Below are 19,362 nucleotides of genomic sequence, written 5' to 3' on the forward strand. Positions count from 1 at the left end.
CCAATTGGGCGGGCGGCCGCTGGGGCAGGGTGTAGAACTGCGCGCGGCCGATCTGTTCGTGCCGGGCGAAGCGTTGCTGACCAGTGACGGGCGGGCGGAACTCGCCCATGTCGCCCGCCGCTATAAGGGGGCGGACGGCATCGAAATCCGCAGCCATGGCGCCGACACGACGCAGCAGCGGTTCGACGAATGGGATCTGGCCGCCGCGCGGCTGGGCGCGGTGGCCCGCGGCTTGCGGGCGCAGGGCATTGCGCGGGACCGGCTGCTGATCCGCGGGCTTGACCAGGCGGAGGCCCAGGCGGGGCAGGGGCAGGTGATCCGCATCGCACCGGGCCGTAAATTGTCCAACTGACGACAACTGGCACGAAAATTGCTGAAATACGGGCTAGACTGTTCCCTTTGTCAGGAGACATGCCGTGTTTCGCGTTCCGACCATCCTCTTCGCCGCTCCCGCGCTGACCATTGTGCAGCCCGCGCTGGCGCAGCAGAAGTTCGAGAATCTCGACCGCATCGACAGTCTGGTCGCCATGACCGTGGGCGCCAATCTGGGCGAACCGGGCGGCCCGGCCGCGCCGGTGGATCGCCGCCTGCGCCTGGCCGCCTGTCCGACCACGCCGACTGTCGAAGGGCCGGTGTTCGGCGCTGCGATGGTCCAGTGCGCGGCGCTGGGCTGGCGTATTCGCGTGCCGCTGGTCAAGGGAGCGGCCGCAGCCAGCTATGGTCCCGTGCCCGGCGCTGCCGCCAGCCGCTTCACCCGCGCCGCGCCCGAAGCGCCCAAGGAAGAAGTCGTCCGCAAGGGCGATCCCGTCCAATTGCTGGCCGGCAACGCCAGCTTCAGCGTGTCGCGCATGATGCTGGCGGACGAAGGCGGCGCGATTGGCGATACGATCCGGGTGCGCGAAGACCGCAAAAGTCCGCCGATTTTCGCCCAGATCGTGGAAATGGGCGTTGTGCGCATTCCGGGATTTAATGATTTTTGAACTTGTCCGTTATAGGGCTTAAGGGACGAGTGAAGGATTTTACCCAATGATCAACTCTGTGGGCCAGAGCATCAGCAGCGCCATCGGCGCCAACAGCCTGCGCGAAGGCGGCAAGACGCGTGCGTCCACGGCCACCGGATCGACCCCGGCGTCGTCGGCGTCCGCGTCGGCCAGCCCGGCCGCGCGCATGGCGGCCGAAGGCGCGCCGGTCGATATGGACAGGATCGCCGCGATCAAGAATGCGATCGCTTCGGGCAACTACCCGGTCAATCCCGACGCGATTGCCGAGCGGATGCTTGAACTCGACCTGCCCAACGCAGGATAAGGATTTCTCCCATGCCGCTCGGCCTTGCCGCTCTTGACGATCTGTTCGACGCCTTCGAGGATCTTCGCGAGGTGCTGGGCGGCAATGACGTGACCGCGATCGAGGCCGCCAGCAAGCGGGTGAGCCGCGCGGCCGCTTCGGTCCGGGCGATCGGCGCCTGGCGTTCCGAGCCATCGGTGGTGGAGCGGTTGAATGCGATGCTGCCCCTGATCGACAGCGCGCGGATGCGCGTCAACCTGCTGACCGATCATGCCGGCCAACGCCTGTCCATCCTGGCGGCGCATGGCGCGCAAACGGCGCCGCTGACCTACGGCCGCTGAATTTTTCTAACGTTAAACCTAAAGCGGCGTCTGCGGGCGCCGTTTTTCGTTATACGGCATCATATTTCCTGCCGCCGCGTTAACCAAATCTTGGCACAAACTTTGCTCTAATGTCCTCGCTAGCAAGTGGGGATTTATTTCGTGTCGGCTTTCGCAGACATATCGGCAACGGCGGGATCGACCGGCAATCGCGTGACCAACGCGATCGCCATGGCGAGCCGTCGCACGGGTGTCGACTTCAGCTATCTGCTGGGGCAGGCGAAGATCGAATCCAGCCTGAACCCCACCGCGCGCGCAACCACCTCTTCGGCCACCGGCCTTTATCAGTTCATCGACCAGAGCTGGCTGGCCGTCGTCGACAAACATGGCAGCGAATATGGTCTGGGCTGGGCGTCGGAAGCGATCAGTCGTGGCAGCAATGGCCGCTATTATGTCGCCGATGCCGAACTGCGCCAGCAAATCCTCGACCTGCGCAAGCATCCCGAGACCGCGTCGGTCATGGCGGCCGAACATGCCGCCGACAACAAGGCCTATCTGGAATCGAAGCTGGGCCGGGAGGCCGAGCCGGTCGATCTCTATCTCGCCCATTTCCTGGGCGTGGGCGGCGCGTCCAAATTCCTGTCGGTCCATGATCGCGCGCCCGGCGCTACCGCTGCGTCGATGTTCCCGGCGGCGGCCCGCGCCAACCGCTCCATTTTCTACGACCGCTCCGGCAATGCGCGCAGCTTCGCGGACATTCGCGATCGCTTCGCCGCCAAGCTTCAGAAAAGCTCCGACGGCCTGGGCGGTCCGGTCCAATATGCCGACGCTTCCGCCGCGGTGCCCAGCGGGGCGAAGACCGTGCAGCCCGCCGATTATGTGCGGATCGAAACCCAGCGCCTTGCTCAGCAGCCCGACGTGACCGTCCGGCCGCAGCCGCAAACGGCGCGCCTCGCCTATCTCATGCTCGCCACCCTCGGAAGGTAACGGCCAGAAATGTCTCCTACCCAAGTCAAAGCGAAGATCTGGATGAGCGCCGCCAAGGGCGCCGTGCTGCCCTTTGCGACGTTGATGGTCGTGATGTTCATGATGGTGCCGGTGCCGGCGATCATGCTGGACATCGGTTTCATCACCAACATCATGATTTCGCTGGCCGTGCTGATGGTGGCGCTCAACGCCGCCAAGCCGCTCGATTTCTCCAGCTTTCCAACGGTGCTGCTGTTCGCGACCCTGTTGCGCCTGGCGCTCAACGTCGCGTCGACCCGCGTCGTCCTGGTCCAGGGCCATGAAGGGGCGGATGCGGCAGGGGAGGTGATCGAGGCATTCGGTCACTTCCTGATCGGCGGCGACTATGTCGTCGGCATCTTCGTCTTCGCCATCATCATGATCATCAACTTGGTCGTCATCACCAAGGGCGCGGGCCGCGTGTCCGAAGTGTCGGCGCGCTTCACCCTCGACGCCCTGCCGGGCAAGCAGATGGCGATCGACGCCGACCTCAACGCCGGGCTGCTGACACCCGAGGAAGCCAAGGTCCGCCGCGCCGAAGTCGCGACAGAGGCCGATTTCTATGGCTCGATGGACGGCGCCAGCAAGTTCGTGAAGGGCGATGCGGTCGCGGGCATCCTGATCCTGGTCATCAACATCATCGGCGGTATCATTCTGGGCGTGGTCAGCCATGGCCTTGCCATCGGTGAAGCGGCCCAGACCTATATCATCCTGGCCATCGGCGATGCGCTTGTCGCGCAGGTGCCGGCGCTGCTGCTGTCGATTGCGGCCGCCTCCATCGTCACGCGCGTGAAGAGCGAGCAGGATCTGTCGGGCCAGGTCGCCAGCCAGTTCGGGTCGGGCCGCGCCTGGGTGCCGGTCGCCGCGATCCTGGGTTTCCTGGGCATGCTGCCGGGGATGCCGCACATGATCATCCTGCCGGCAGCGGCCGTCGCCGGCGGCATCGCCTGGCAACTGCGCAAGGCGAGCCAGAAAAAGGCGGCCGAGCCCGCCCCGCCGCCGCCCGCGCCCAATCCGGCGCTGATCGAATGGGACGATGTATCGGACGGCGCGGTGCTGGGGCTGGAGATCGGCTATGGCCTCATCTCTCTGGTGGACGAGCGCAAGGGTGCGCCGCTGATGGCCCGCATCACCGGCATCCGTCGCCAGCTTTCGAAGGAACTGGGCTTCGTCGTGCCGATGGTTCGCGTGAAGGACAATCTGGCGCTGGAGCCGAACCAGTATCGCATCACCATCGCCGGCGTCGTCGTGGGCGAGGACGAGATATGGCCCGACGATCTGCTGGCGCTCGACAGCGGCGCGCTGGAGGGCACGGTGCCCGGCCGCGCGGCGAAAGACCCGACCTTCGGCCTGGACGCGGTCTGGATCAGCCAGGCCAAGCGTAGCGAAGCGGTGGTCGCGGGCTATACCGTGGTCGATCCGCCGACGGTGGTTGCGACCCATCTCAACCAGCTGATCGCGATGAACGCCGCCGAAATGTTCGGGCTGGACGAAGCCCGCAAGCTGCTCGACAATCTCAAGGACATTGCGCCGCAACTGGCCGATGGACTGACGCCCGGCCTGCTGAGCCTGACGCAGATCAGCGCATTGTGCCGCGCCCTCCTGTCCGAAGGTATCGCGCTCAAGGATTTCCGCCGCATCTGCGAGGCGATGGTCGATGCCGCCCGGCCCGACATGAGCCATGAACAGCTGGTCGAGGCGGTGCGCCAGCGGATCGGCGCGCTCATCATCCAGGGGCTGGTCCCGGTGAAGATGCCGCTCCCCGTCATCACGCTGGATGGCGAACTGGAAGCCATGCTGGCGCAGGCGATGCGGGTCGCGGGCGACGCCCGGCATCCGATCGAGCCGAGCCTTGCCAACCGCATCGTCGAATCGGTCGTCCAGGCCGCCCGCCCGATGCTGGGCCAGGCACGCAATTTCGCCATCGTCACGTCGCCGGTGGCGCGGCGCGCGCTCGCGCGCCTGTTCAAGCCGCATCTGCCAGAAACGCCGGTGCTGTCCTTCCTGGAAATCCCGGACGGTAAGGGAGTGGAAGTGGTTGCGGTGGTAGGAAATGAATCCAGGCCGGTGCCGCGTCACGATCCGGCGCCGCAGCGCGAACGAGTCGCCTGAGGAAAGGCTGAGCCATGTATATGAACAAGATCGCGGCCGGCGCCCATACTTACGCCAAACCGGGCGAGCATAGTCCCGAACGGCTGGCCCGCCAATATATGCCGCTTGTGCGCAAGATCGCCTGGCACGTCCATGGCCGCGTTTCGACCGCCATCGAGGTGGAGGATCTGCTCCAGATCGGCATGGTCGCGCTGGTCGAGGCGGCCAATAGTTTCGAGGATCGGGGTCTGGGCTTTGCGGCCTATGCGCAGTTGCGCGTGCGCGGCGCGATGATCGACCATCTGCGCAAGCAGGCGACCTTGTGCCGGTCCGCGATGGCGAAGCGCAAGCAACTCGCGGGCGTGCGCAACCGGCTGGAGCAACGGTTCGGCCGCCTGCCCACCGAAGCGGAAATGTCGGCGGAAATGGGGCTGGACCCCGCCGCCTATCGTGAGGTCGCCGACAGTGTCGAGATGGTCCAGCACACCAGCATGGACGAGGTCTATTCCGACCAGTCCATGTGGTTTGCGGATGTGGAGGACCGCGCCGACGACGTCATGGAGCGCGAGTCGCTCAAAAAGGCGCTGGCCGCCTGCATCGGCGAACTGCCACAGCGCGAGGCGCTGGTGCTGCAACTCTATTTCGTCGAGGAGTTGAACCTGGAGGAAATCGGCCGGACGCTGGACATCGGCGCGGCGCGGGTCTGCCAGATCAAGAAGGCGGCGCTCGACAAATTGCGGGAAAAGCTGAGCGACTGGGACGATTGAGGCTCAGCGTCTATCCATAGACGACGCTCTCACTCGTCATTCGCCGCAAACGGACCCATCTGTTGCCGGTCGCCAGTCGGCCAGCGGAAGCGCAACGGGCGGTAGCTTTGCGTGCGCCACCATGGGTCGGCGACCTGAAACAGGCCGCCTGTTTCGGCCCGCAGTCCCAGATCCTTGCGCGCCGTGACCGCCGCGAGCAAAGGCGCCAGGAACAAGCCGGCCACCACCGGCAGGGTCCAGCCCACCGCACCGGCCCGTACCGCCAGAGCGGTGAGGCCCACGCCCAGCAGAATATGCCATTTGAACAGCCAGATCGCGCTGGTGATCGCCATGCCGTCGCGGTCGCGGGTCTGACCGTTCCAGCTCGCCTTCTTGCCCATCAAGATGGTGATGAGGTTGATCGTCTGGGTCAGCATCGCGACCGGCGCCATCAGGATCGACAGGATGATGTCGACGATGACGCCGCGCGTCATCCGCGCCGCGCCGCCAAAACCGATCCGGCGCGCCGGGTCCGCCATCGCCCAGAAGATGGCCAGGATTTTCGGCCCGAACAGCAACAACGCCGTGACCGCCAGCAGCGCGCCCGATGGCAGCACTTCGGCCGCCGGCCACAGGCCGCTCGCCGCGCCGCCCAGCACCACGAGCATCAGCGCCAGCCACATGGGCGAGGTGCAATAAGCGGTCGCGCCGACCAGCAACTGGAAGCGGCTGAGCGGATGCAGGCCGGCGATGCGGACCAGCAGCGGCACATGCTGGATATTGCCCTGACACCAGCGGCGATCGCGGGTGAACAGGTCGGGCATGGACGGCGGGAATTCTTCGAAACTGTCCTCCGCCGTGACCATGTGGACATCCCAGCCGCGCCGGCGCAGCAGCGCCGCCTCCAACATGTCATGGCTTAATATATGTCCGCCAAAGGGCGCGCGGCCGGGCAGTTCGGGCAGGCCGCAACTGTCGGCGAAGGCGCGCACGCGCACGATCGCGTTATGGCCCCAGAACATCCCCTCCGAACCCGCCCACCAGATCATGCCGGCGGCCGAGATCGGCCCGAACAGGCGGCTGGCGAATTGCTGCCAGCGCGCGAACAGGGTTGCCGCGCCCATGACGGTCGGCACCGTCTGGATCAGGCCTACATGCGGGTGCCGCTCCATGTCGGAGGCGAGCCGCGCCATGGTCTGGCCGCTCATGATGCTGTCGGCGTCCAGCACGATCATATGGTCGTAACTGCCGCCGAACCGTTGCACCCATTCGGCGATGTTGCCCGGCTTGCGCCCGATATTGAGCGCGCGGCGGCGATAATGGACGGGGCGGGAGAAAGAATCGCGCATTTCCTGATAGGCGTATTTTTCCGCCGCGCCGCTTTCGGCGTTGGAGTCGGAGAGGATGAAGAATTCGAACCGCTCGCCGCCCATGACCTGCGCCAGCGACCGTTCCATGATCGACAGCCGGCCAAGCACGCCCAGAAAATCCTCGTTGCAGACCGGCAGCAGGATCGCGGTTTTGCCGCGCAGAGGTTCGGATGCGTTCAGGGGGCGGGGGGTGACGCTTCGGCCCTTGCCCACGGTCAGCAACAGGAAGCCGATCGCGGCCGTGGCGAAGCCGAAGGCGATCCAGGCGAACAGCGAGATGAACAGGGCGAGATAGACCCCTTCCAGGGCGCTGATGCCGTCAAGGCCGATCGACCGGCGCATTTCATGCGCCGCGAGTGCAGCAGGGATCAGGGTGAGCGCCACCACCAGCAACCGTCGCGCCCACAGGTCGATGTTGAACCGGCGGCGCGCGATCAGTGGCGGCGTGGTGTCGAAATCCTGCTCCGGCATGGCGAGCGGGCTTTCAGCGGGAACCTGTTCAAAGGCACGCGCCAATGGCTTGTCCCCGCCCGTCGATCCCGCCGACGGCGCGCCTCCATTCCCCATCGTCCCAGACCCGTCTGCTGTTGACCCGAGTGTCAGAACCATTCGCCTTCGCGGCGGTTCCCCTCATGCGCCGACGGGATAATGCACATATTCGCTGATTGCACGATCGCCGGACCGCAATTGCAGGCGAATATCGGCCGAACCGGCCCCGTCGCGCCGCAGGTCGAGTATGACCCGGTACAGGCCGGCCTTGCCGAGCACATGATAGCCGGCGGTCTTGAGCAGCGCGCCGCCCTTCATATCGCTCCAGATGTCGGGCTTGCTTCCCTCCGCCACGCCCGCGAAGTCGATGACCAGCCGGTCGCTCCCCTCCGTGTCGCCGCGCCCGCGCCAGACATTATCGACGATGGCGATGCCGTTGGATGCGGGGGTCCGGGCGGCGCTCCAGTCGAGCCGGTAGCTGGCGTCGATCCGCCTGCCGGCAGTCGCCGGCGCGGCCGGAGTCCAGTAGGCCGCGACATTATCGGTATATTCGCTGTCGGTCGGGAAGGCGTAGAGCCGCACTTCCCCTGCGCCAAGCGGCGCTGCCGGCGTGGCCCAGAGCGAGGGGCGCCGGTCATAATAGACGCCGTCATCCTGATAATGATCGAAATCCCGGTCGCGCTGGAGCAGGCCGAACGCTTTGGGATCGCGTTCGGCAAAGGCGCTGACCAGCGGGACGGACGGATTGACCAGCGGCCGGGCATGGGCCGTGCCATCGGCGCTGGCGATGGACAGCAAGTCGCTGTCGTGGATTTCGGGCCGCCAGTCGGTGCCCTGGGTGCGATTGGCCTGATCATACCAGAACATGCTGGTCATCGGCATCAGCCCCAGCTCTTCGATCGCCCTGCGCGGGAAAAGGGCGGCGGTCACGTCCTGCCGGACGCCATCGGGGCCGAGGCTGCTGACGAAGCGATAGGCGCCGGTGATCGACGCGCCGTCCATCAGGGCATGGATGGTGACGCTGCTGTCGCCGGTCCGCTCCAGCCAGAAATGAGTGAAGCGGGGGAATTCCTCCTTCCCCAGGCTGGTATTGATCGCGATCGCGCGCGCCGACAGGCCGAACTGTTTCTGCGGGCTGGGCGCGCGAAAATAGCTGGCGCCCAGGAAAGACAGCCAGTCGCCGTCGCGCGCCGCGTTCATGACGCGGAAGCCGGCAAAGCCCGCGTCCTTGCCAAGGGCCGCGACGGCATTGCCTGCTGGCGTGTCGAACATGGCAGGGTCATAGCCCAGCGGTCTTGCCTGGCCCCGTTCCACGATGGCGATCTGCACAGGTTGCGGCGCGGTGGCGGACAAGGGGAAGAAGCGGATGCCGGTGTCGCCGGGCAGATCGTTCCACAAGGTGCGCTCGTCGCGAAAGCGCGCGGCATGGAGCGCGTCATAATCCACCTTGGCCGCGCCGGGATAGGGCGGCGTTTCCTTGTAAGGCGCGCGGGCGAGCTGCTGCGCCTGCGCCACCAGCCGCTCCCAGGAAAAGGGCGTGGGGCGGGTCTGCGCCCCAAGCGCAGAGGGGAGGAGGAGAGCGGCGCCCGAGGCGGCGATCATCGCACGGCGGTCGATAGGGGACATGGTCTGGGTCATGGACCGGCAGAACGATCAAGCCAAGGCTTGTATCCCGCCCGAAACGATGAAGCCTCCGCCCGGGGGGACGGAGGCTTCGAAAAGACTGGTCGTTCGATCGAAGGTGTCGCCCCCGGCGCGGTGGGGACTGTTGATGCGCCGGGGACCACTTGGCCGGCTGGCGGTGACCATAACCTCAGCCGATCAATTTCATCTGTGCTTAGCCGATCAGCTTCAGCACGCCCTGCTGGCTCTGGTTGGCCTGGGCCAGCATCGCGGTCGAAGCCTGGCTCAGGATCTGCTGCTTGGCGAGAGCGGTCGTTTCCGACGAGAAGTCGGCGTCTTCGATGCGGCTCTTCGCGTCGGTCAGGTTGGTGATGTTGTTGGTCAGGTTGTTGACCGTCGATTCGAGGCGGTTCTGCACCGCACCGAGGTTCGCACGGGTCGTCGCGATCGAGGCGATGGCGGTGTCGAAGGTGTCGAGGTCGGCCGTGGTGCCGGTGGTCACATCGACCGCCAGGGCGTTGGTCATTGCGGTGGTGACGTCGTCCAGCGTGATGTCGACCGTGTCGGCCGCATTGGCGCCGGCCTGGATCGTGACAGTGGCGGTCGAACCGTCGAACAGCTTGGTGCCGTTGAATTCGGTGTTCGCCAGCGTGTCGGTGATCTGGGTCTGGAGCTGCGTGACTTCCGCCTGGATATTCGCCTTGGCGTCGGTGTCGTTGGTGCCGTTCAGCGCCTGAACCGACAGTTCACGCATACGCTGCAGCATGTTGCTGACTTCGCCGAGCGCACCTTCCGCCGTCTGCGCCAGGCTGATGCCGTCATTGGCGTTGCGGACGCCCTGGGTCATGCCCTTGATCTGCGCGGTCATGCTCGAAGCGATGGCGAGGCCGGCGGCGTCGTCCTTCGCGCTGTTGATGCGCTTGCCGGTCGACAGGCGCTCCATGGCGGTGCTGAGGGCCTTGCTGGCCATCGAGGAGGCGTTGGCCGAGCGCAGCGCCGCAGTGTTGGTTCCGATAACAGTCATGATATTCCCTTTCCGTGTCGCTATCAGGTCGCTGCCATCAGGGACGCTTGCGGCCTCGAAAGGGGATAACGGCGGAGCGCGCAGAGCTTTTAGCGGATGGCGTAATTTTTCTGAAATTTGGCTGATTTCCAGCTCATTTCGCGCGCGCGTCAGAATAGAGTGGGCGTATCAGGCGGCAGGGGCGGAAAAAAATTGCCGCCGACCGGCAAGCACGTTGCCGCGTTAACCATCTGATAACCACGGATCGGGTAGCTGTTAACCATCGAAGGGGCGTGGGGCGTGCGGGGGCACAAGCCGGCCAAACAGGTGGGAAAAGTTCATGTCATCGCTTGACGTGAGCCGTGGGGTCTGCGTGCTCGTTCCGGGGCTGCAACACTGGCTCGAAAATGCCTTTTACGCCGTGCGGGTGGTGGATGCCGCCAGCCCGCGTGACCGGGACAGCCGCCGCGTGTTGCTGGCGACCGAAATCGGTCATGCCACCCACCGCGACATCCTGATCAACCTGATCGACGGGGCGCCATCACTGGTCGCCGCCGCGAACGGCCTGCCGGCCCGTGTCGCCTTCGGCCTGGAAGATATGGGTTTCGCTTTTGCCCTGATCGCTGAACTCGCGCGGCCCGCTTCGGTTCCGGCCGTGGGCGACGCCGCCAGCGCGCATCTCATGACCCTGGCCGCGCGGGTCGCCCGCAGCGACGCCACCGTCCTGATCCAGGGCGACACCGGCACGGGCAAGGAAGGCATGGCGCGCTTCCTGCACGCACAGTCGGGCCGCTGTTGCCATGACTTCATCGCCGTCAATTGCGCCGCGCTGCCCGAAACCATGATGGAAGCGATGCTATTCGGCCACAAGAAGGGCAGCTTTACCGGCGCCGCCCAGGCGTCGGACGGGCTGTTCCTTGCGGCGGACGGCGGCACGTTGTTCCTTGATGAAATCGCCGAACTGCCGCTGGCGCTTCAGGCCAAGCTGCTGCGCGCATTGCAGGAAGGCGAAGTGCTGCCGGTCGGCGCCACCCACCCGATGCCGGTGAATGTCCGCATCGTCGCCGCCTGCAACCGCAACCTGGCCGAGGAAGTGGCCGCGGGCCGTTTCCGCGAGGATCTTTACTGGCGGCTCAACGTCATGCCGCTGGAGCTGCGCCCGCTGACCGAGCGTCGCGGCGACGTGGCGGCAATCGCGGCGGCCATGTTGCTGCGCCAACAGGACGGCGCGAAGCACGGTTTCGTGTGGCCGACCGCTGCCGCGCTGGAAAAGCTGGCGGGCCATGGCTGGCCGGGCAATGCCCGCGAACTGGGCAATATCCTCCAGCGCGCGCTGGTGCTGCATGACGGCGATCGCATCGATGCCGCCGACCTCCATATTTCCGGTGCGCCGCAGCCGCTGCGTATCGTCGCGGGGACGGCGGCTCCGGTCCTCGAGCCCATATTGCTGCGGGATATGGCCCGCCATTCCAAGCTGGAAGCCGTCCGCCTCGCGCTGCGCGAAACCGATGGCCACCGCGCCGCAGCCGCACGCAAGCTGGGCATTTCCGAACGTACGCTGCGCTATCGGCTCGCCGAAATGCGTGAGCAGGCCGCGGCCTGAAGGGGGAATAGGACATGACCACCATCTCTCCCGCCGACAGCGTGATGGCGATCCGCAACGCCATCCTGCAAAAGAACAGCGCGCTGCGCGACATCGCGCAGACCGGCCCGGCCGGCGGCGCGTCGGGCGTCGCCGGCGCGCAGGACGCCAAGCCCGGCGCCTTTACCGAGGCGCTGAGCAGCGCATTGCAACAGGTTAATGGCCTTCAGAACCAGGCCGGTGAAGCCGCCGCTGCGTTCGAGCGGGGGGAAACAACGGACATCGCCGCGGTCATGCTGTCCAAGCAGCAGGCATCGGTCAGTTTCGAGGCGACCCTGCAAGTCCGCAACAAACTCCTGTCCGCCTATAAGGACATTATGAGCATGCCGGTCTGATCCGATGAGCGAAAACGCCCTTTCCACCAATGTCGGCGCTGCGGCGCCGGCGCTTCCCGCCGGTGCGGCGTCGTCTATGGGCGGCGCCAAGGGGATCGACGCCATCAAGGCGCGGTTCGCTGGCTTCATCAAACAGCCCGCCGTGGCCAAGAGCCTGCCTTTGCTCGGCCTGCTCGGCACCGTGGCGGTCGCCGGGCTTGCCTGGATGGCGCTGCGCGAACCGCCGCAGCGCGACCTGTTTCGCGGTCTGCCGGATGGCGACAAGTCGGCCGTCGCCCAGGTGCTGGATCAGAATGGCATCCGCTATGATTTCGACAATGGCGGCGCCATGACCGTTGCCGAAAGCGACTATTTCAAGGCGAAGATGATGCTTGCCGCCCAGGGCCTGCCCAAGAGCGCGCCCGACGGCAACAGCATGATCGACAGCCTGCCCATGGGCGCGTCCCGCGCGGTCGAGGGTGAAAAGCTGCGCTCGGCCCGTGAAATGGATCTGGCCCGCACGATCGAGGCGATCGACAGCGTCGAAAGCGCCAAGATCCACCTCGCGGTCGAACCACCCAGCGTGTTCCTGCGCGAACGGTCCAAGCCTTCCGCATCGGTGATGCTGCGCCTGGCGCAGGGCCGCCGGCTGACCGACCAGCAGGTGAGCGCCATCGTGCATCTGGTGGCGTCGTCCATTCCCGAACTCGACCCCGACGATATTTCCGTCGTCGACCAGAATGGTCGCCTGTTGTCAGACAATGCCGGCAATGCGGGCGACGACCGGCAGCTTGCCATGCAGTCCAAGATCGAGGACCGTTATCGCCAGTCGGTGGTGGCGCTGCTCACCCCGATCCTGGGCGACGGCAATTTTTCGACCGAGGTCCACGCCGAACTGAACTTCGCCGAGCGCCAGGCGACCCGCGAAACCTATCCGCAGGACGAAGCGCGGCTGCGCAGCGAGCAGGGCACCTGGGCGTCGGACCCCCGAGGGCAGGGCAAGGGCGAGGCAAGCGGCATTCCCGGCGCGCTCAGCAACCAGGCGCCGGTCGATCCGACCGTGACCCAGACCAATCCCAATGGCCAGGCGGTGACGCAGGGCCAGACCGCGCAGCAGCAGCCCGGTACGCCGTCCGACCCGCTGATGAAGACGGAAGAAACGTTCAACCGCAATTTCGAGCTGGGACGCGAAGTGTCCGTCACTCGCGACGCGACCGGCACCGTCAAGCGCCTGTCGGTCGCCGTCGCGCTCGACAATGGCGCCGATGGCAAGCCGCGCTCGCCCCAGGAAATCGCGGCGCTCGAAGCATTGGTGAAGGGCGCGATCGGCTTTGACCAGACCCGCGGCGACGTCGTTGCGCTGTCTTCGCGCAGCTTCGTCAAGGCCGAGGAAGCCGTCATCCCCTGGTATGAGGCCGACTGGATCGCGCCGCTGGCGCGCAACGTGTCGGCCCTGCTGGTCGCGCTGCTGGTGATTTTCGGCATCGGTCGCCCGCTGCTCAAGCGCCGCGCCGCCGCGCAGGAGGCCGCCGCGGCCGACCGCGCCGAGCAGAAGCAGGCGATCGGCCAGGCGATCTCGACCGAACTGACCCGGCAGGCGGTGTCCAATCCGGCCGATCCCGCCGCGCCGGTGACGCTCGACATGATCTCGTCCACCTATGACTATGCGCAACGCGCCGACCTCATTCGCAACTTCGTGAAGCAGGACCCGGACCGCGCGGCCTTGGTCGTTCGCGACCTGCTGCGCGACGCGAAGAAGGAAAAGGAAAATGCCTGAGATCGTCCCCGGCCGTCCCGAGGCGCTCAAGGGCAGCGCCGCCGCCGCCGTCCTGCTGATGCTGTTCAACGAGGATGAGGCCGCGCAGATTCTTTCGCGTCTCGAACCCGACGAAGTGCGTCAGCTCGGCTATGCCATGTATGATGTGCAGGACGTCGATCCCGAGGAAGTGAACGAGGCGCTCGACCATTTCGTGACCAAGGCGAAGAAGCGCACCACCATCGGCTATGGCGCGACCCGCCACATCCGCGGCGCCATGACCAAGGCATTGGGGGAGGAGCGCGCGGAAACCATCCTGGCGCGGATCACGCCGCCGACCCGTTCGACCCAGCTGGAAATGCTGAAATGGATGGATGCGAAGGAAGTCGCCGTCCTGATCGAGATGGAGCATCCGCAGATCATGGCGATCGTGCTCGCCCATCTGGAGGCGCCCGTCGCCGCCGACGTGCTGCAATTGCTGCCTTCGGAATATCAGGAAGAGATTGTCTACCGTATCGCCACGCTCGGCCCCGTGTCGAACGAGGCGCTGGAAGATCTGGAGCAGTTGCTGCTGCGCGGCCCGGCCGGCAAGCAGGGCGCGGCGTCGCAGCGCGGCGGCACGATCGAGGCGGCCGCGATCATGAATAATGTCCGCAAGGACAATGAGCAGCGGATCATGAAGGCCGTCGCCAAGCGCGACAAGATGATCGCCCAGACCATCGAGGAGGAGATGTTTGTCTTCGACAACCTCATCGACATGGACGACAAGAATCTGGGCACGCTGATGCGGACGATCGACAGCACCGTGCTGGTGGTCGCGCTCAAGGGCGCGAACGACATGCTGAAGGGCAAGATCTTCAGCTGCATGTCTGCACGCGCCGCCCAGGCCATTGCCGACGAGATCGAGGAACGCGGTCCCATTCGCCTGGCCGAAGTGATCGAGGCGCAGAAGCTCATCATCGCCACCGCCCGCCGCATGGCCGATGCGGGCACCATCATGCTGGGCGGAAAGGGCAATGACTTTGTCTAGATTTTGGGGTGCAGAAGCGGTCCAGGACGTCGCGCCGGTCGCGGTCGCGGGCTTTCGCCCGGCCGAAGGCGGTTTCCGCAGCCTCTATACCGCACCGCCGGGCCAGTTGACCGCCGCGATGCGGGGCGCCGTCGTCGCGGCAGAGCCGGACATCGACCTGGTCGAGGAAGCGCGGATGGAAGCCTTCACCCTCGGTTTCGACGAAGGGTGCCGCGTCACGGCCGAGGCCAACGCCGCCGACGCCGATGCGCGCGCGCAACTGGCCGAAGCGCTGGAATTGCTGGCGCCGGCGCCAAGCGGGATGTTGTCGACCATGTTGTCGGCCACGGTCGTGCGTCTGGTCGAACAGATTGTCGGCGAGGTCGAGATCGACATCGAGCGGCTGGTGCAGCGTTGCGACACGCTCGCGGCTTTCATCGAAAGCAATCAGGACAAGAGCGCCCTTCACCTCCATCCCGATGATGTCACCTTGTTGGAAGGAGAGACGATCGGCGTGCCGCTGGTCGCCGACAAGGAGATGCAGCGCGGCTGCGTGCGGCTTGAAACCGCCGACGGCTGGGTCGAGGATGGCCCGGATGTGCGGCTTTCCCGCTTGCGCGCGCTGATGGACGATATGGAGGGTAAGGCATGATCCGCGCCGCGCTGGCGCAGGCCGAGACCCTGTTCGATCATCTTCAGGTGCAGAATCGCGCGCCGCGTCACGTCGGCCGGCTGGTCAGCCATGATGCGGGGATGCTGGAAGTCACAGGTTTCCGCCGGCCGATCGGTTCGGGCGCGCGGGTGCTGGCGGGCGACGGCTCCATCTGCCGCGCCGAAGTGGTCGGCTTTCGCGGCGACCGCACCCTGCTGGTGCCGCTCGACGCCGACGCACCGCTGGAAAACGGCATTCGCGTCGAACCCGACAGCCAGGCGAATATGGTGCAGGTGGGCGAGGGGCTGGTCGGGCGCGTCATCGACGCCATGGGCCAGCCGCTCGACCGCAAAGGGCCGATTATCGCTGGCGGCTCCTGGCCGCTCAACGGGGTCAAGGGCAATGTTCTCGACCGGGGCCGCGTCACCGAACCCTTTGACCTGGGCGTGCGCGCCGTCAACGCGCTGCTGACCGCCGGGCGCGGCCAGCGCATCGCGATCATCGCGGGCTCTGGCGTGGGCAAATCGGTGCTGATGGGCCAGATGATCGCCGGCGCCGAAGCTGACGTGGTCGTTGTCGGCCTGATCGGCGAGCGCGGTCGCGAAGTCAGCGACTTCCTCGAAACCAAGCTCAAGCATATGATGCACAAGTCGGTCGTGGTGGCGGTGCCGGCCGATCATCCGCCGGTGCTGCGCCTGCGCGCCGCCGCCCGTGCCACCGCCATCGCCGAATATTTCCGCGCGCGGGGCAAGAAAGTGCTGCTGCTGATCGACAGTCTGACCCGCTGCGCCCATGCCCAGCGCGAGATTGGCCTTGCCCTGGGCGAGCCGCCCGCGATGAAGGGTTATCCGCCGTCCGCCCTCGCGCTGATCCCGCGCCTGGTCGAGCGTGCCGGGGTGGATGCCCGCACCGGCGGGTCGATCACGGCGCTCTACACCGTGCTGGCCGATGGCGACGACACCGACGACCCGATCGTCGACGCCGCCCGCGCCATTGTCGACGGGCATTTCGTCCTGTCGCGACATTTGTCCGAACAGGCGATCTTCCCTGCCATCGACATCGGCAAATCCTTGTCGCGCGTCATGGCCGATGTGGTGCCCGACGAGCATCGCGAGGCTGCGGCCGGCTATCGTCGCCTCTGGGCCGCCTATGAGGAAAATCGCGACCTCATCCTGATGGGCGCATACCGCCCCGGCAACGACCCCGTCATCGACGAGGCGGTCAGACGCCGGCAGGAAATCCTCGACTTCATCCGTCAGGATCAGAAGAGCCGCATTGACCTCGATACCAGCGCCGACGCGCTTATCGCGGGCTTTGGCGCATGAAGCGCCTGGTCGATCGCCGCCAGCGCGTACTGCGGGTGCGCGGCGTTCAGCACGCGATGGCCGTCGCCGACACCGCGCGGGCGCGCGACGAAGCCAACGGCATCGCTCATAATCTGGAACGGTTGCGCCAGGTGCGCGGCGAATTGTTCGACACGCGCGGGACGGCGACGGGCGCAACCTTTGCCGCCATGCAGGAATTGGCGACCCGGCTGGAACAGGCCAGTCGCCAGCTCGACGGCGCGCTCTACGACGCACGACGCAAGGTGGAGGCGCAGGAAGGCCTGGCCCTGGTCGCCAATCGGGAAAAGGAAATCGCCACCCGCCTCAAGGATCGCGCGCACGCCGACCTTGAGGAATGGCGCGAAAACAAGCTTGCCGCATTGCCGCGCTATCGGCGGATGCAGCGCAACGGGGATGCTTAGCCCATGACGATGTTGACCAGCCTCAAGGCGCTGCTGTTCCCCGCCGCTCGCACGACGGCCGGGGGCGGGGCCGGCGCGATGCCCGTCGAAGGCGCAACCGATTTCGCGCAGCTACTGGGCACGGCCATGCCCGCCGCCCGCGCGGCGCAGACATTTCCGGGCGTCTCCTCGCCGCTCACCGCCGATGCTGAGGGGCCGGCCGGCGCGCAATCGGGCCTGGCCGTGCAGGACGATCCGCCCGAGCCGGATGCAGGCTCCGCTCTGGAACAGACAAGGGCGACCGCTGCACCCCGGCCGGTCCCGTCAACGCGGCAGGCCCCGATCGCGCCGGCGGCGGCGCCTCTACCCATGGTCCACGCGCCGCCGCCGGATATGGCGGATGCTCCGCATCTGCCGGAATCCGGGCCTGCTCAACCCATGCCCGCCGCTGACGCGTTGCCGGTGGAGCCGGGTGCCCCGGTCGTCGGACAGGCTGGCGCTGCGCCGCAGGACATCGCCGCCATCGCGCCTGAAATCGATGGGCCGCGGCAAGGGGGGCAGATCGACGCCATCGTCCCTTCCGTTCCCGTTCCCGATAATGTTGCCGGCGCCGGTGCTGGTGCTGGTGCTGGTGCTGGTGTCAATGCCAATGCGATCCGCGAGGCGCCGCCCAAGGTCTCCGGCGCGCGGCAGGTTCACCCGGTCCCGTCCACAGCCTCGCGCGGCGCATCGGTTTCCGATGATCCCTTGCCCGTCGCAACGGACGCCGATGTCGCGCCGGCATCGGAACGCGAGACGACGGATGCGCAGGCGGACATAACCGATGACGGAGCCGCCATTCCCGTTGCGTCAATGTCGATGGGCGCGCCGCCGCCCGTGGTTCCGCAGCGAGTAAGTGAAGGCACCGCCCGACCGGCCGCCGTCAAGGCTGCCGCCGGCTCCTCGGCTCCCGCGCCGATCATTGCCACGCCAGCGGACGATGCGAGGCGGCCGGCGCAGATGTCCGCGCCGCTGAGGCGTCACTCCACCATTGCATCGGACTCCACAACGCCTCGGGAATCACCCATTCTCGCTATGGGGGGAGACGTGACCGTTTCGTTGGGGGACCGGGACGCATCGACCGGGGCCACCGCCGATGCGCCGTCGGCATCGCCGCCGATCGGCGGGGTGCAGGATGGATCGCCTTCATCTTCCGCTAACGCCGTCGCCGATCTGCCTGCGATGGCGGCGGATGTCGGGGCGGATGCCGCCCCGGTCGCGCCCGCCCAGCCCGCAGCAGCAGCGCCGCTGCCGCCCGTGCCGCAGGCGCGCGCGAAACAGATTGGCGAGATGGCTGCGTCCAACATTCCCTCCATCTCCATGCCATTGCAGGTCGAACCGGCCATCGCCGATGCGCCGCTTGTGCCTGTCATGTCCATACTTGCTCCACCCCAGGCCGAAGCGCCGATCGCACTGGGCGCACCCGCGGCGAACCCCATCGCGACCACGGCCGACGCGCCTGTGGCCCAAGCATCTCAACCGGTCGCCCGGCCTGCTCGCGCGGAAGCGGTGAGCTTGCTTCAACTGGTGCGCGATCATATGGCGAACCGTGGCCCGCGACGGGCTGATATTGGCGCTTCGGAGGCTACTGCGCCTTCGACATCGGACGACGCCACGCCGGTCGCCATGACGACATTGACGACGGGCGCAGGACCGACGTTGCTACCCACAGCCGGCGCGCCCGCCGCCACACTCCAGTCGTTCGCGCCAATGGCGCCCATCGCTGCGTCTCCGACCGACCTGTCGGTCAGTCTGGGCGCACAAGTCGTCGATATGGGCGTGTCGGGGCAGTGGATCGATGCGCTGGCGCGCGACATTGCCGGCCTGTCAGCCAATGGCGCGCAGGGGCGTTTTCAGATCAACGCGGACCAGCTTGGTCCCATTCAGGTCGATATTCGCCAGGGCGCGGACGGCGCCGCCGTCAGCCTGACGGTGGCGAATGAAGCCGCCGAACTGGCGTTGCGTCAGGATAGCGACCGGCTGAAGCTGGATGCGGGATTGTCGGCCGTGAGGATCAGTGAAGTGCGGGTGGAACGTGCGCCGCATGGCGCCGAACAGGTTCGAAGCGACTTGAATATGAACCATAACGGTTCGCAATCGCCGGCGCAGGGACACTCCGCCGCGCAGGGGCATGGCATGGGCCAGTCTTCGGGCCAATCCCATATGCAGGGACGGGGACAAGGGCGTGAAAATATCCCCTTGGGCCATAAAGCGGGCGGCGACGCGGTCGTTCTTAACCATGAGGAAGCGGGCGAAGGCGTCCGCGACACTATTGGCGCGCGCTATGCGTGAC

General features: G+C 66.4%; 18 protein-coding genes. 15 read left to right on the forward strand and 3 right to left on the reverse strand.

Features of this window, described 5'->3' with window-relative positions; translation table 11 throughout:
• From C100_RS41260 to C100_RS41290, 7 genes are all read left to right on the forward strand, one after another.
• Window positions 1–352: OmpA family protein (locus C100_RS41260; protein WP_024020968.1), on the forward strand; the 352-nt coding region annotated here is incomplete at its 5' end.
• Between the two features lie 64 nt (window positions 353–416).
• Window positions 417–980 carry a flagella basal body P-ring formation protein FlgA gene (locus tag C100_RS41265; RefSeq protein ID WP_024020969.1) on the forward strand — a complete coding sequence of 188 codons (564 nt, stop codon included), beginning with the start codon at window positions 417–419 and terminating at the stop codon, window positions 978–980.
• 46 nt (window positions 981–1,026) lie between these two features.
• Window positions 1,027–1,305, forward strand: coding sequence for a flagellar biosynthesis anti-sigma factor FlgM (gene flgM / locus C100_RS41270; RefSeq protein WP_024020970.1), 279 nt, complete (start codon window positions 1,027–1,029; stop codon window positions 1,303–1,305).
• Between the two features lie 11 nt (window positions 1,306–1,316).
• A complete protein-coding gene (locus C100_RS41275; protein ID WP_024020971.1) occupies window positions 1,317–1,625 on the forward strand; it encodes a hypothetical protein in 309 nt (102 codons plus the stop codon).
• Window positions 1,626–1,766: 141 nt separating this feature from the next.
• The gene (locus C100_RS41280) at window positions 1,767–2,591 is read left to right on the forward strand and encodes a hypothetical protein (RefSeq protein ID WP_031309951.1); all 825 of its coding nucleotides are present in this window, start codon (window positions 1,767–1,769) and stop codon (window positions 2,589–2,591) included.
• Between the two features lie 9 nt (window positions 2,592–2,600).
• Window positions 2,601–4,721, forward strand: a complete 2,121-nt coding sequence (gene flhA / locus C100_RS41285; RefSeq protein WP_024020973.1) for a flagellar biosynthesis protein FlhA — start codon at window positions 2,601–2,603, stop codon at window positions 4,719–4,721.
• 14 nt (window positions 4,722–4,735) lie between these two features.
• Window positions 4,736–5,467: a sigma-70 family RNA polymerase sigma factor gene (locus tag C100_RS41290; RefSeq protein ID WP_024020974.1), complete on the forward strand. Its 732-nt coding sequence runs from the start codon at window positions 4,736–4,738 to the stop codon at window positions 5,465–5,467.
• Window positions 5,468–5,496: 29 nt separating this feature from the next.
• Here the strand turns inward: C100_RS41290 and mdoH are convergent, their stop codons facing one another.
• The 3 genes from mdoH to C100_RS41305 form a co-directional block, all read right to left on the reverse strand.
• Complete coding sequence (gene mdoH / locus C100_RS41295) at window positions 5,497–7,383, reverse strand: glucans biosynthesis glucosyltransferase MdoH (protein ID WP_024020975.1); 1,887 nt, start codon at window positions 7,381–7,383, stop codon at window positions 5,497–5,499.
• 63 nt (window positions 7,384–7,446) lie between these two features.
• A complete protein-coding gene (locus C100_RS41300; RefSeq protein WP_031309952.1) occupies window positions 7,447–8,931 on the reverse strand; it encodes a glucan biosynthesis protein in 1,485 nt (494 codons plus the stop codon).
• A 211-nt stretch (window positions 8,932–9,142) separates the two neighbouring features.
• On the reverse strand, window positions 9,143–9,952 hold the full coding sequence (locus C100_RS41305; RefSeq protein ID WP_024020977.1) for a flagellin N-terminal helical domain-containing protein: 810 nt from the start codon (window positions 9,950–9,952) through the stop codon (window positions 9,143–9,145).
• A 319-nt stretch (window positions 9,953–10,271) separates the two neighbouring features.
• On the opposite strand from C100_RS41305, the gene C100_RS41310 reads away from it, so the two are divergent.
• Genes C100_RS41310 through C100_RS48670 form a run of 8 tightly spaced genes read left to right on the forward strand, consistent with a single transcriptional unit; the run spans window position 10,272 to window position 19,361 of the window.
• Window positions 10,272–11,534: a sigma-54 interaction domain-containing protein gene (locus tag C100_RS41310; protein ID WP_024020978.1), complete on the forward strand. Its 1,263-nt coding sequence runs from the start codon at window positions 10,272–10,274 to the stop codon at window positions 11,532–11,534.
• Window positions 11,535–11,548: 14 nt separating this feature from the next.
• Window positions 11,549–11,908 carry a flagellar hook-basal body complex protein FliE gene (fliE, locus tag C100_RS41315; protein ID WP_031309953.1) on the forward strand — a complete coding sequence of 120 codons (360 nt, stop codon included), beginning with the start codon at window positions 11,549–11,551 and terminating at the stop codon, window positions 11,906–11,908.
• Window positions 11,909–11,912: 4 nt separating this feature from the next.
• Window positions 11,913–13,664 carry a flagellar basal-body MS-ring/collar protein FliF gene (fliF, locus tag C100_RS41320; RefSeq protein ID WP_024020980.1) on the forward strand — a complete coding sequence of 584 codons (1,752 nt, stop codon included), beginning with the start codon at window positions 11,913–11,915 and terminating at the stop codon, window positions 13,662–13,664.
• Window positions 13,657–14,673, forward strand: coding sequence for a flagellar motor switch protein FliG (gene fliG / locus C100_RS41325; protein WP_024020981.1), 1,017 nt, complete (start codon window positions 13,657–13,659; stop codon window positions 14,671–14,673). The genes fliF and fliG overlap by 8 nt, the downstream gene beginning before the upstream one ends.
• Window positions 14,660–15,304, forward strand: a complete 645-nt coding sequence (locus tag C100_RS41330) for a FliH/SctL family protein (protein WP_024020982.1) — start codon at window positions 14,660–14,662, stop codon at window positions 15,302–15,304. Before fliG ends, C100_RS41330 begins: the two co-directional genes overlap by 14 nt.
• Complete coding sequence (locus C100_RS41335) at window positions 15,301–16,629, forward strand: FliI/YscN family ATPase (protein WP_024020983.1); 1,329 nt, start codon at window positions 15,301–15,303, stop codon at window positions 16,627–16,629. The genes C100_RS41330 and C100_RS41335 overlap by 4 nt, the downstream gene beginning before the upstream one ends.
• Window positions 16,626–17,051, forward strand: a complete 426-nt coding sequence (locus C100_RS41340) for a hypothetical protein (protein ID WP_024020984.1) — start codon at window positions 16,626–16,628, stop codon at window positions 17,049–17,051. The genes C100_RS41335 and C100_RS41340 overlap by 4 nt, the downstream gene beginning before the upstream one ends.
• Window positions 17,052–17,054: 3 nt before the next feature.
• Window positions 17,055–19,361, forward strand: a complete 2,307-nt coding sequence (locus tag C100_RS48670; RefSeq protein ID WP_024020985.1) for a flagellar hook-length control protein FliK — start codon at window positions 17,055–17,057, stop codon at window positions 19,359–19,361.
• Window position 19,362: the final 1 nt, after the last annotated feature.

It is taken from the genome of Sphingobium sp. C100 (genome assembly GCF_000508185.1).
GTDB lineage: Bacteria > Pseudomonadota > Alphaproteobacteria > Sphingomonadales > Sphingomonadaceae > Sphingobium.

What these genes read in the sequence shown, in the direction of transcription:
- flgM (WP_024020970.1), top strand. Translation starts at nt 1,027, where the DNA reads ATGATCAACTCTGTGGGCCAGAGCATCAGCAGCGCCATCGGCGCCAAC.
- C100_RS41275 (WP_024020971.1), top strand. Translation starts at nt 1,317, where the DNA reads ATGCCGCTCGGCCTTGCCGCTCTTGACGATCTGTTCGACGCCTTCGAG.
- flhA (WP_024020973.1), top strand. Translation starts at nt 2,601, where the DNA reads ATGTCTCCTACCCAAGTCAAAGCGAAGATCTGGATGAGCGCCGCCAAG.
- C100_RS41290 (WP_024020974.1), top strand. Translation starts at nt 4,736, where the DNA reads ATGTATATGAACAAGATCGCGGCCGGCGCCCATACTTACGCCAAACCG.
- mdoH (WP_024020975.1), bottom strand. Translation starts at nt 7,383, where the DNA reads ATGGGGAATGGAGGCGCGCCGTCGGCGGGATCGACGGGCGGGGACAAG.
- C100_RS41300 (WP_031309952.1), bottom strand. Translation starts at nt 8,931, where the DNA reads ATGTCCCCTATCGACCGCCGTGCGATGATCGCCGCCTCGGGCGCCGCT.
- C100_RS41305 (WP_024020977.1), bottom strand. Translation starts at nt 9,952, where the DNA reads ATGACTGTTATCGGAACCAACACTGCGGCGCTGCGCTCGGCCAACGCC.
- C100_RS41310 (WP_024020978.1), top strand. Translation starts at nt 10,272, where the DNA reads ATGTCATCGCTTGACGTGAGCCGTGGGGTCTGCGTGCTCGTTCCGGGG.
- fliE (WP_031309953.1), top strand. Translation starts at nt 11,549, where the DNA reads ATGACCACCATCTCTCCCGCCGACAGCGTGATGGCGATCCGCAACGCC.
- fliF (WP_024020980.1), top strand. Translation starts at nt 11,913, where the DNA reads ATGAGCGAAAACGCCCTTTCCACCAATGTCGGCGCTGCGGCGCCGGCG.
- fliG (WP_024020981.1), top strand. Translation starts at nt 13,657, where the DNA reads ATGCCTGAGATCGTCCCCGGCCGTCCCGAGGCGCTCAAGGGCAGCGCC.
- C100_RS41330 (WP_024020982.1), top strand. Translation starts at nt 14,660, where the DNA reads ATGACTTTGTCTAGATTTTGGGGTGCAGAAGCGGTCCAGGACGTCGCG.
- C100_RS41335 (WP_024020983.1), top strand. Translation starts at nt 15,301, where the DNA reads ATGATCCGCGCCGCGCTGGCGCAGGCCGAGACCCTGTTCGATCATCTT.
- C100_RS41340 (WP_024020984.1), top strand. Translation starts at nt 16,626, where the DNA reads ATGAAGCGCCTGGTCGATCGCCGCCAGCGCGTACTGCGGGTGCGCGGC.
- C100_RS48670 (WP_024020985.1), top strand. Translation starts at nt 17,055, where the DNA reads ATGACGATGTTGACCAGCCTCAAGGCGCTGCTGTTCCCCGCCGCTCGC.